Source organism: Gimesia chilikensis, assembly GCF_007744075.1.
GTDB lineage: Bacteria > Planctomycetota > Planctomycetia > Planctomycetales > Planctomycetaceae > Gimesia > Gimesia chilikensis_A.
Genome location: NZ_CP036266.1, coordinates 6,936,392 through 6,947,889 on the forward strand (window position 1 = coordinate 6,936,392; position 11,498 = coordinate 6,947,889).

The window sequence follows — 11,498 nt, forward strand, 5'->3', positions numbered from 1 at the left end:
AGAAGGATCGCGAGTGGATGAGGAGAAACGGGCGTGCCGCCTCTGGCATTCGTCGGCGACAGGCATAGAATACTGGAAACAGAGCCAATCTGTCGATGTTACTCTCAGGAAACTGCCCGGATTCCTGAAACCCTCGCGCAGAGTAATCATCACCCTGCGAATTGCCGGCAAACGTTCTAAGTTTAGCATCCACTCCTTGCAACTCGGAAACAGATATCGTAAATATCCACATGGCCCGGTTCCGATTGACCGGATTTTAAGTTTTCTGCTTTTCATTTCCTGGATAAGTTTGTCTTATGGTCCGTCGCTTCCAACTTGCACTGGTGCAGGTCTCACTGAATGGCACTCCGGATGAAAACCTGACGAAATGTCTGGACTGGGTCCGTACCGCCGCTGAAGAAGGGGGACAGGTCATCTGTCTGCCGGAACTTTACAGCTCATTCTATTTCTGTCAGAAGGAAACCACGGAGTACTTCAAGTTCGCCGAGCCCCTGTATGGTCCTTCCTTCATGGCCTTCAGTAACCTGGCCAAAGAACTGGGTGTCGTGATTGTTGTACCTTTCTTTGAGAAACGGACCGAAGGGCTTTATCACAACAGCGCCTACGTTATCGACGCCGACGGCAGTGAAGCTGGTCTGTATCGCAAGATGCACATTCCCGACGATCCCTGCTTCTACGAAAAATTCTATTTCACGCCCGGCGACCTCGGTTTCAAAGCGATCCCCACCCGCTTCGGCAAAATCGGGACACTCATCTGCTGGGACCAGTGGTTCCCCGAAGGGGCCCGGATCACGGCACTCTCTGGGGCGAACGTGCTGATCTATCCAACCGCCATCGGCTGGCATCCCCACGAAAAAGAAGAATACGGTCCCAAGCAGCACGATTCCTGGATGACAATTCAGCGGAGTCACGCGATCGCCAACGGGACGTTTGTGGCTGCAGTCAACCGCGTTGGCTTCGAACAGCCGGAACCGGAACAGGCGGGCCTCGAATTCTGGGGCTCCTCATTTATCTGTGGGCCCCAGGGAGAAATTATCGTCCAGGCATCAGAGGACCAGGAAGAAATTCTGATTGCGGAAGTCGATCTGGATCAGACCGCCGAAGTTCGCCAGAACTGGCCCTTCCTGCGTGACCGCCGGATTGACGCATATGGTAATATTCTGAAACTCTATCATGACGATGCCACTCCATGAGCGAGATCACCCGCAGACTGCCCGCCGAATGGGAACCACACCAGGCCACGCTACTCTGCTTTCCGCATAATGGCAATGACTGGCCGGGGAAGTACGAAGTCATCCAATGGGCGTTCATCGAAATCATCCGCAAAGTGGCCGAGTATGAGCGCGTGCTGCTGGTTGTAAAAAATGAGTCGCTGCAGCAGAAAGTCCATTCGATGCTGCAGCAGGCACACGCGAACACGAAGCAGGTCAAATTTATCCTGCAGAATACGAACCGCAGCTGGATGCGAGATTCGGGACCAATTGTCGTGCAGCGAAGTGACGGCAAACGCGAGGCACTGCAGTTTCGCTTTAACGGCTGGGCCAAGTATCCCAATCATCGCCTGGACTGGCACATTCCCTCTGCAGTCGCGCAATCATTAAAACTTCCCTTGAGGGAGGTCACCTATGAGGGGCGTCCCGTGGTTCTGGAGGGGGGAGCAATCGAAGTCAACGGACGGGGCACCCTGATCACAACCGAGGAATGTCTGCTCGACCAGAAAACCCAGGTGCGTAATCCCGGCTTCTCAAAAGAAGACTACTCTGCCGTCTTTGCAGAATATCTGGGTGTTTCAAATGTCATCTGGCTCGGGGACGGTATTCAAGGAGACGACACGCACGGACACGTGGATGACATCTGCCGATTTGTGAATCCGACGACCGTTGTCGCCTGCGTGGAGCCGAACAAAAAGGATGTCAATCATCGTCGTCTGGCACAGAATCTGGAGCGTTTAAAGAGTGCGCGCCTCGAAGATGGCAGCAAGCTCAAAGTGGTAGAAATGCCCATGCCGGGTCGTCTCGACTTTGAGGATTTACGCCTCCCCGCCAGCTACGTGAATTTTCTGGTCACCAACGGCTGTGTGCTGATGCCAACGTTTAACGATCCAAACGACGCGCAGGCCCTGGGGATTCTGAGCGAGCTTTATCCGGATCGCCAGGTGATTGGCATTCATGCGGTCGATCTGGTCTGGGGCCTGGGCACTCTCCATTGTCTGAGCCACGAGATTGCGGCTGCAGCGAAATAATCTCAAATCCTGCCTGACCTCGCAGGATTCGATTGAGTCTGCAGTTCGACACAGGTATCATATTTAATATTGTTTATTTATCCGCCGGTCGCCGTTTCTGCAGCGACTACTGATACCTGCCCGAACTCCTGCTACCGAGGTCTTCTACCATGAAATGCCTGCTGTCACTGTTCGCTTGTGTTTTCACTCTGAGCAGTACGCTGCTCGTCTATTCTGCGGAAGACCTCACGGTCCTGCCACCAATGACGGGAGAAGCCGCGGAGTCCGGTCTGGTGTACCAGGCTCTGCAAAAGCGGGCACATGAGGCCTTCGCGAAACGGAAAGAGGTTTATGAAAACATTAAAACGCCGGAGGACTGTGAAGCCTACCAGAAGCGGATGAAAGATTTCTTCCAAACACAGATTGGCGGTTTTCCGGAACGGACGCCGCTGAATCCCCGTGTGATCGGGAAACTGACGGGGGATGGTTTTCGAGTCGAGAATGTGATTTACGAAAGCTGGCCCGGCCATCATGTGACCGCCAACCTGTATCTTCCCACCACGCCGCCCCCTTATCCAGGCGTGCTGGTCCCCTGCGGACACAGTCACAACGGAAAGGCTTCAGACGGTTACCAGCGGGCCTGCATGCTGCTGGCCAAAAACGGGATGGCAGCACTCTGCTACGATCCGATCGGGCAGGGGGAACGGTATCAGGTCTTGTCAGAGCAACCCAATGAATTCTTCAAAGGAGGCAGTCGCTATCGTCCGCCTCATCCACAGGTACAGTATTACTGCACGGCAGAGCATACGCTGATGACGGTCAGCTCGATTCCGCTGGGCAGCAACTCCGCCCGCTATCGCATCTGGGACGGCATGCGGAGTATTGACTACCTGGTCAGTCGCCCGGAGATTGATGCCAGCCGAATCGGCTGTACGGGGAACTCGGGGGGAGGTACGCTGACGAGTTACATCATGGCGCTGGACGAACGGGTGCAGGCGGCAGCGCCGGTCTGCTACTCGACCATGTATCGATACCTGATCGACTTCAATGGTCCCCAGGATGGCGAGCAGAATATCTTCGGCCAGTTAGCTTACGGCATGGACATCGCCGATTACACTTTGATGCGGGCTCCCAAGCCGACGCTGATCTGTGCCGGCACACATGACTCGACGTTCAAAATCGACGGTACGTGGGAACTGTTCCGCGAAGCCAAACGGTTCTATACACGCATGGGTTATGCGGAGCGGGTGGATATCATCGAAGCCGACGCCCCTCATGGCTTCACCATCAAGCTGCGGGAAGGTTCCGCACGCTGGATGAACCGCTGGCTGCTGCACAAGGAAAACGCGATCTTTGAAGGAGATCTGCCCGTCTTTACCGATGAGGAACTGCAATGTTCACAGTCGGGGCAGATACTGCTCGATGCCGGCGAACGTTCGCTGTTTGAAATCAATGACGGGCTGAATCAGCAGCTAGCGAAAGAACGGGCGGAACTCTGGAGCAGCGGCGACCTCGGCACTCTGCGCGATCAGGTACGTGAAGTGAGCGGAATCAAGCGACTGGAGACACTGCCCCGCCCGACATCTAAAACAGTCGGCTCTATTGAGCGACCGGGTTACAAGATCACAAAACTGATCCTGAAACCAGATCACGGTCTCCCACTGCCTGCACTGTTGTTTGAACCGGAAGCCCCCACCGGTAAACGGACCCTCTATCTGCATGGTGAGGGTAAGCAGCTAGATGCTGCAGCAGGAGGACCGATTGAACAACGAGTCAAACAGGGCGAGACCGTTCTGGCAGTGGATATTCGTGCGATCGGAGAAACTTCACGTAAGAACAATCGTAAGATCGGCTGGTCACATGGCCTGCTGGGCCCCAACTATCATGAATGGGCAGTGGCCTACCTGCTGGGAGAGTCGATGGTCAAACTACGGGCTGAAGACATTCTGGTCGCCGCCCGGTTCCTGTCAGAATATGGTTCGAATGACAAACCAGAGAAGGTTGAACTGGTCGCGATCGGAGAAACGGGTATTCCCGCGCTGCACGCCGCAGCTCTGGAACCGCAACTCTTTTCAGAAGTCGATCTGAGCCAGATGATTTCCTCCTGGGGGGAAGTTGTGAAAACACCGGAAACGCAGAATCAGCTGATCAATACGGTGCATGGTTCGCTCAAGGTCTACGACCTGCCGAACCTGATCACTCTGGTGGGGAAAGAGCGGGTCAAGGTCTCCCAGCCAGCTGATGTTAAAGCGGGCCTGGCCACCCGAGAGCCTTGAGCTGAACAGGCATTTCTTAACAAGTTTAAACAGCGTGATCTTCTTTAAACCACGCTGGACAAAGCCTGCTGCGCCCTTAATAATGACAGTTCTGGACTTCATTTACGACATTTCATCTCCGCCGGTTCGCACGGCGGTTTGTGCTCGACAGGAGACAATTAATGCAATCACTGACCCGACGGATGGCGCTGAAACTGTTTGCCCTGGGGACGACATTTTTCGGTTTCAAAAAAACAACAGCATTAACCGCAGCAGAGTCGGAGAATGCCGCTCCTGTCATTGGCCGCTGGAAGAAAACAAATGATCGGGTCTGGCTGGGAGAAGAATTCTGGGCCAATCCGATGGAAGACTGGCGAATCATTGATGGGGCCGCCGAGTGCCTCTCAACGGGCGGCAGTCGCAATATTCAGTTGCTGACTCATCAACTGACGAATCCCAAAGCGTCGTTTACCATGTCCGTCCATGTCAGTCAGGTAGAAGTGAAACAGCAGGACGGTGGCGTCGGTTTCCGCATCGGGGTGAAGAGTGACATTAACGAATACCGCAGCAACTGTTTCGCGAAGAGCGGAATCAAAGCGGGGGTCGTCAACGGCAAACTGATCCTGGGCAATAAAGAACAGAAACTCAAGCAGCCGGTCGATCTGAAAGACTGCGTGTTGACTGTGATTGGTAAACCCGAGGGCGAAAAGTATTCTCTGACCCTGATGGTCAGCGGCTCTGAATCAGACAAGCCACTGGATACGATTTCACACACCTTCCCTCCCCAGGCTGTACTGGGCAACGTCGCGGTCGTCAGCAATTTCGACCCACGTTTCAAACGCATGATTGGTGCCCGTTACCGCTTCAGCGACTGGTCGGTTTCCGGCGATGCGTTCACGGTCAGTCCCGAACATGAATTTGGACCGATTCTCTGGTCCATGTATTCCTTGAGTGATTCCCGTGGCAAAGATGGCTTCGTGATGAAGATCAGCGCCCTGACCGGACCGCTGGGTGAGAAAGACAATAAAGACGTCGAACTGCAGATCGAGCAGGACGGCAAATGGAAGTCCCTGGGTACCGCGCCCCTCGATACCGATGCCTGGACGGCGACTTTCAGAATCGCCAACTGGAACGAAAAAGAAGCAACGCCGTTCAAGCTGATTTATAAAGAACAGCATACTGACGGATCTGAATCCGTCGCCGAGCGAACTGGGATCATTCGTGCCAATCCGACCGGTCGTCCGCTGAAACTGGGTGCGTTGACCTGTCAGAAGGATTACGGCTTCCCATATGAACCGGTAGCCAACAACCTGCTGAAGGTTGATCCGGATCTGCTTTACTTTTCCGGTGACCAGTTATACGAAGATCACGGTGGATTTGGTCTGATTCGAGATCCCGCCGAACCTGCGATTCTAAATTACCTTCGCAAATATTACATGCACGGCATGGCCTTTGGCGAAGCGATGCGGGATCGGCCGACCATTTGCATTCCCGATGACCACGATGTTTTCCAGGGGAACATCTGGGGAGAAAATGGGAAGAAGATGGTAGAAGGAACGACTTCTTCCAACGGTGGTTACCGGGAACCGGCGCGAATGGTCAATGTGGTTCACAAGACCTGTGCCGGGCATCATCCGGATTATTATGATCCGACTCCCTGTCTGCAGAACATCAGCGTTTATTACGGCGACATGGTGTATGGTGATGTCGGCTTTGCCATTCTGGGCGACCGTCAGTTCAAGAGTGGACCCGAGCATGTCGATACGGGCAGCGGTCGGGCAGACCATGTAACTGACCCCAACTTTGACACTTCGAAGCTGGATAAACCGGGGCTGGAACTACTCGGAGATCGTCAGGAGAAATTCCTCGCGCACTGGTGCGATGACTGGCGGGGCCACACGATTAAAGTCCTGTTCAGCCAGACCGTCTTTGCCGGAGTCGCGACTCACCATGGCGGTTATGATGGTTACCTCAAAGCCGACCTCGACTGTGGCAGCTGGCCTCAGACGGCTCGCAACCGGGCTGTGCGTATTATCCGTAAGGGGATGCCGCTGCATATCAATGGCGACCAGCACCTGACCACGCTCTCCCAGTATGGAGCCGATGAGCAGCGCGATAGTTGCTGGTCTTTCTGTACTCCTGCGATTTCCGCTGGTTACCCCCGCTGGTGGCGTCCGGATGAACTCGGCATGCAACATGAGAACCGCCCGAAACATGGTCTGCCCAATACGGGTGAATATGTAGATGGGTTCGGAAACAAGGTGTATGTCTACGCCGTAGGTAATCCGGAACCGGCCAGTGAGAAAAACCGCTACGATCTGGCACATCAGAAAGGCAGCGGCTTTGGCCTGGTGTTGATCGATCCCAAGGAAAAAACGTACACGCTGCACTCCTATCGTTTCCTGGTAGATGCGACCGACGGGAAAGCATCCAATGAATTTCCCGGTTGGCCCGTTACGATTCACCAGAAAGAAAACGGAGGGGAAATCAAACTGATCAACTGAGACACTTTTTAACGTCAATACATCTGACATACTCCCACCCGCCGGTTTATGGAGACAGTACTATGCTGAGGAACGTTTGCGTCTGTGTACTTTGTGTGTTGACTTTTGGTTCACTGCTCCAGGCCCAGACGCGCGAAGAAAAGGTGCGTCAGGATCGGGAGAAAGTGGAAGCCTCGGGCTACTGGATCTATAACAATCTGGAACGGGGGTTCCAGCAGGCACGTGAGACAAAACGCCCCATGCTGGTTGTCCTGCGGTGTATCCCCTGTGAAGAGTGTGTCAAACTGGATGAGGAGCTGATGGAAAAAGATCCTCAGCTGAAGCCTCTGATGGATCAGTTTGTGCGGGTGCGGCAGATCTCGACCAATGGTCTGGATCTCTCCCTGTTTCAATATGACTACGATCAGTCTTTCGCAGTGTTTCTGCTGAATGCGGATCGAACGATTTACGGACGATTTGGTACACGGTCGCACCATACGCTCTGGTCCGAAGATGTGTCGATCGAAGGGCTGGCCAAGGCGATGCAGGGGGCACTGGAACTGCATGCAAAATATGACTCAGTGAAAGATTCCCTGGCCGCCAAGCAGGGGCCTCGCCCCGACGTTCCTTCGCCAGAAAAATATCCGCTGCTGGAAGGACGTTACCGGTCGCAGATTAATGAGAAAAAAGAAGTTGTCAAAAGCTGCATCCACTGTCATCAGGTCGGTGATGCCCAGCGAGACTTTTATCTGCGACAGGGAAAACCTCTGCCGGAACGAATCCTGTTCCAGTATCCGCATCCTAAAATCCTGGGGCTGATTCTGGATCCGACTGAAAAAGCGACGGTGAAAGAAGTCAAACCGGCGTCGATTGCTGCGAAATCAGGATTTCAGCCCGGCGATGAGATCCTGATGTTGGCAGGTCAACCCTTGCTCTCGATCGCAGACATTCAGTGGATCCTGCATCGCGCAGAGAGCCAGGATGAGTTGACGGCAGAGATCAAACGTGACGGTAACATACAACAGCTGACGCTTGCCTTACCCAGCGGCTGGAAACGAGCCGATGATTTGTCGTGGCGCGTGAGCAGTTGGCCGATGCGGCGGATGGTACTGGGAGGGGCGATCCTGGAAGAGACAACTCCGGAAGAACGAACGGCAGCCGGTCTGCCTGCAAATGCATCGATGGCACTGCGAATTCGGGGTCTGGGCAAATATGGTCTGCATGCCACCGCCCGGCGACGGGGCTTTCAGGAGGGAGATATCATCACAGGCTTTGACGGACAAACCAACCTGGCCCGCGAGACCGATCTGTTAGCTTATGGAGTTAACGCCCATCAACCGGGAGAGACGGTAAACGTCACTGTCTTCCGGGGCGGGAAACAGCTTAGGCTGAGTCTGCCCCGTCAGAAGTGAGCGGTTCGCTTAACGCCAGGTGAGTGTCTGGCTCTGGTGATTCCAGGGATGTTGATCGTCGGTTGTACGGGTGGTGAGTGTGATGCCCGTGGGGCTCAGTTTCGCGATCGTCCAGCCGGTCGTGGAAGCTTTGGGATTCCCGACATAGGAGGTCGCTGGAGTATTGATGATGTGAATCCCTTTATGCTCGGCATTACTACGATGGTGAATGTGTCCATGGATGTAAGCTTTCACCTGTTTACGCGGTGCCAGGATTTCCCAGAGTTCGACCGAATCCGTTAAGCCACCCGGGAAATGATTGGGATCGCCTCCCAGTCGGGGATTGTGGTGAGTCATAATGATGGCCGGCTTATCGGCGTGGGCATCGAGGGCTTTCGCCAGCCAAGTCCGTTGATCTGCCCCCAGAGTTCCCTGGGTGACCATGGTTTTGTGCAGCGAATCGAGCAGAAAGAAGTTCGCGTGCGGTGTCTGTACCACAGAAATATGCTTCGATTTAACCGGCGGTGTCTCTGGCTGTTCTTCCTGCATGACGCTGTAGAACACATCACGTTCGTCATGGTTGCCCAGGGTCAGGTGCATGTCGATTTTTGCCTCCTGCAGGGGGCGAATCAGTTTCGCCAGATGACGGTAATCACCGGGCTGACCATCCCGTAGTGCCAGGTCTCCATTGATGAGGACGCAGGCGGGCTTCTGTTCGAGGCTTACCAGTTCACTGACTACTTTGCGGAGATGACTGGGCACGGGAGAATTCTCCGGGTGCTTCTCACCGATATGGGTGTCGTTGAGCAGGTAGATAATATCTGACTGTTGTGAATCTTTGGCAAAGGCACCAGCAGAATACGTGAGGAAACCAGCTCCGAGAGTAAGCAGGAACTGGCGACGGTTCTGGGCGGGCAGATGCACGGGCATGGGAAATACTCCCTGATGGATTAAGTTTAGAGGCAGGAATAAACTGGTAGAGCTATTATCCTACTCGACCTCTGAACCAGACGAAACCGAAACCTGAATTAATTTTCCGTGAGTGGTTGGGGCGGCTGTTCCAGAAAGTGTAGCGACTCCCGCCCCATCCGTTCGCAGATCCCCAGTGCTTCGGAGAAGGGAATGTCGAGTCGTTCGACCCTGTCCGGTGACATGAAAATCACATTGCCCGTCCAGGGATCGGGTGAACCGGGCAGGAAGATGGAAACGAGTGAACCTTCCGTTCGTTCGGCCTCGAAGGCCAGTCGGGTGACATCGTCAAAGCGGACCAGAACCGGAATCAACTCCGGTTTATTATGCTCGCCGCCAATGCTGCCTTTGAGCTGCTCACGATAGATGGCATACCGGGGGAAGAGAATGATCAGATTCTTTTCCATGAACCTGGACAGTTTTTGTCCGATAGACCAGCGGGCAATCATCCCCGCTAAGAAACACATCAACACGACGATCGCAATCGACAATGCAAACAAGAGTGCGACGTCGGCAGGTTTTTCAGTGTCGATGTAACTGGAATTGGACAGCACCTTGGCGATCGCCAGCACGATCGGAGCAATCTCCCCCACCAGAATCCCGATGACGATCAGGGGCAACAGAAAGATCAGCCCCCCGATGGCGGTGGTTTTCAGAAAACCAAAACTCTTTTTAACGTGTGTGACGTGCTGTTCCATAAAAGGATCTCATCTCTGTAGATTCAGCGGTGTAAATCAGACTGGGGAATGTTGAATAGTCTACTCGCGGAGTTGCGTCTATGGTGAAAGCGTTTTGGCTAGTTCATCCCGACGCTGCTGGAGTGCCTGATATTTTTCCGGCTCTGTTTTAATCAGGTTCTGTTTTTCAGAGGGATCTGTTTTCAGATCGAACAGAAATTCTGCTCCCTGGGCGTCCTCGAGGTATTTCCAGTCCCCCTGCCGGACAGCGGTCCAGCGGCCTCGATCCAGTTCCTGATGGGGCCCCAACTGCCAATAGAATTCCCGGGAGCCAACTGGTTTCTGTTCTGTCAGTAGTGTCGAAATATCACGACCGTCCAGAGTCAGGCCGCTGGTATCTGCATCAGCGAGGCGGCAGATGGTGGGGAACAGGTCGAGCGCCCAGGTGACTTCGCTGGTTTCTGTTCCCGCTTTAATCTTGCCGGGCCAGCGCATGATAAAGGGCACTCGGATGCCCCCTTCAAACAGAGTTGCTTTGCCCCCTCGAAACGGCTGATTACTGCCGCCATAAACGTAGTCGCCACCGTGATCGGTCATGAAAATCACCACTGTATTTTCATCCAAACCGTTATTCTTCAGGGTCGACATAACACGACCGATGCCATCATCGAGGGCGACCGTCATGGCGGCAAATTCGCGGCGGACTTTGTCTTTGATGAAGGAGACCCGTTTCAGGTCATCCCCTCGAGGTTGCATGATGTTAACCGGTTCCTGAGCTTTAGGAGACCAGCCTTTGCCGAAGTGGGGCGCGTTATATGCCAGAAACAGGAAGAACGGTTTCTCAGCAGTCCGCTGGTCTTTCAGGAAATGTTCTGCTTCCTCGGTAATCAGATCGGTGGCGTACCCGTTCTCGGTCACGTGCTGCCGGTTGTGGTACCAGTCAGGAATGTTTCCATAGGTCATTGTGAAGTAATCGATACAGCCTCCGGTATGGCCGCGAAAGAGATCAAAACCGTGTGATACGGGGAGAAAGGATTCAGTGCCGTGCCCCAGATGCCACTTACCGAGCAGGGCGGTCTGGTATCCATTCTGCTGCAGGACTTCTGCGATGGTCGTCTCGCCCGGCTGGATGCCCCGATTCTGATCGACGTCACTCATGAACATCAAAGCGCCGAGCAGTTGATCGCGTGAGCGACTCGGATTGCGTCCCGTCAGCAGTCCAAACCGGGAGGGCGTACAAATTGCGGAGGCAGAGTAGTATTGCCGAAACAGCAGCCCCTCTTTTGCCAGGTGATCGATGTTCGGTGTGGGAATCTCGCTGCCATAACAGCCGACATCATGGATGCCCTGATCATCGGTAAAGATAATCAGGAAGTTCGGCCGCTCGGCTGCAGGTAGAGGCTTTACAAGCGTGATCAGCAACAGAAAGCAGATGAGGTACCAGCGCAGGTGTTGTCGTTGCATCGTATTCTTACCAGAGTGAGTTTATTCGGGCAGCGAAA

Annotated in this window: 8 protein-coding genes; 5 read left to right on the forward strand and 3 right to left on the reverse strand. The window is 54.1% G+C overall.

Annotated elements, in window-relative coordinates; genetic code table 11:
- The first annotated feature begins 296 nt into the window (after window positions 1-296).
- The 5 genes from HG66A1_RS26230 (at window position 297) to HG66A1_RS26250 (ending at window position 8,371) form a co-directional block, all read left to right on the forward strand.
- Window positions 297-1,193, forward strand: a complete 897-nt coding sequence (locus HG66A1_RS26230) for a carbon-nitrogen hydrolase (protein ID WP_145191242.1) — start codon at window positions 297-299, stop codon at window positions 1,191-1,193.
- Window positions 1,190-2,242 (forward strand): agmatine/peptidylarginine deiminase, encoded by a 1,053-nt coding sequence (locus HG66A1_RS26235; protein WP_145191246.1) that lies wholly within the window; start codon window positions 1,190-1,192, stop codon window positions 2,240-2,242. Before HG66A1_RS26230 ends, HG66A1_RS26235 begins: the two co-directional genes overlap by 4 nt.
- Window positions 2,243-2,391: 149 nt before the next feature.
- On the forward strand, window positions 2,392-4,497 hold the full coding sequence (locus tag HG66A1_RS26240; RefSeq protein ID WP_145191249.1) for an acetylxylan esterase: 2,106 nt from the start codon (window positions 2,392-2,394) through the stop codon (window positions 4,495-4,497).
- A gap of 161 nt (window positions 4,498-4,658) precedes the next feature.
- The gene (locus tag HG66A1_RS26245; protein ID WP_145191252.1) at window positions 4,659-6,980 is read left to right on the forward strand and encodes an alkaline phosphatase D family protein; all 2,322 of its coding nucleotides are present in this window, start codon (window positions 4,659-4,661) and stop codon (window positions 6,978-6,980) included.
- A 62-nt stretch (window positions 6,981-7,042) separates the two neighbouring features.
- Window positions 7,043-8,371, forward strand: coding sequence for a Trx7/PDZ domain-containing (seleno)protein (locus tag HG66A1_RS26250; protein ID WP_145191255.1), 1,329 nt, complete (start codon window positions 7,043-7,045; stop codon window positions 8,369-8,371).
- A 9-nt stretch (window positions 8,372-8,380) separates the two neighbouring features.
- On the opposite strand, the gene HG66A1_RS26255 is transcribed toward HG66A1_RS26250, so the two are convergent.
- The 3 genes from HG66A1_RS26255 to HG66A1_RS26265 form a co-directional block, all read right to left on the reverse strand.
- The gene (locus HG66A1_RS26255) at window positions 8,381-9,280 is read right to left on the reverse strand and encodes a metallophosphoesterase family protein (protein WP_145191258.1); all 900 of its coding nucleotides are present in this window, start codon (window positions 9,278-9,280) and stop codon (window positions 8,381-8,383) included.
- Between the two features lie 98 nt (window positions 9,281-9,378).
- Complete coding sequence (locus tag HG66A1_RS26260) at window positions 9,379-10,017, reverse strand: DUF502 domain-containing protein (protein ID WP_145191261.1); 639 nt, start codon at window positions 10,015-10,017, stop codon at window positions 9,379-9,381.
- 78 nt (window positions 10,018-10,095) lie between these two features.
- Window positions 10,096-11,460, reverse strand: a complete 1,365-nt coding sequence (locus tag HG66A1_RS26265) for a sulfatase (RefSeq protein ID WP_145191264.1) — start codon at window positions 11,458-11,460, stop codon at window positions 10,096-10,098.
- Between the last annotated feature and the right edge of the window lie 38 nt (window positions 11,461-11,498).

Excerpts from the sequence above, each read along its gene's own strand:
- HG66A1_RS26240 (WP_145191249.1), top strand. The coding sequence starts at position 2,392 with ATGAAATGCCTGCTGTCACTGTTCGCTTGTGTTTTCACTCTGAGCAGT.
- HG66A1_RS26235 (WP_145191246.1), top strand. The coding sequence starts at position 1,190 with ATGAGCGAGATCACCCGCAGACTGCCCGCCGAATGGGAACCACACCAG.
- HG66A1_RS26250 (WP_145191255.1), top strand. The coding sequence starts at position 7,043 with ATGCTGAGGAACGTTTGCGTCTGTGTACTTTGTGTGTTGACTTTTGGT.
- HG66A1_RS26265 (WP_145191264.1), bottom strand. The coding sequence starts at position 11,460 with ATGCAACGACAACACCTGCGCTGGTACCTCATCTGCTTTCTGTTGCTG.
- HG66A1_RS26255 (WP_145191258.1), bottom strand. The coding sequence starts at position 9,280 with ATGCCCGTGCATCTGCCCGCCCAGAACCGTCGCCAGTTCCTGCTTACT.
- HG66A1_RS26260 (WP_145191261.1), bottom strand. The coding sequence starts at position 10,017 with ATGGAACAGCACGTCACACACGTTAAAAAGAGTTTTGGTTTTCTGAAA.
- HG66A1_RS26245 (WP_145191252.1), top strand. The coding sequence starts at position 4,659 with ATGCAATCACTGACCCGACGGATGGCGCTGAAACTGTTTGCCCTGGGG.
- HG66A1_RS26230 (WP_145191242.1), top strand. The coding sequence starts at position 297 with ATGGTCCGTCGCTTCCAACTTGCACTGGTGCAGGTCTCACTGAATGGC.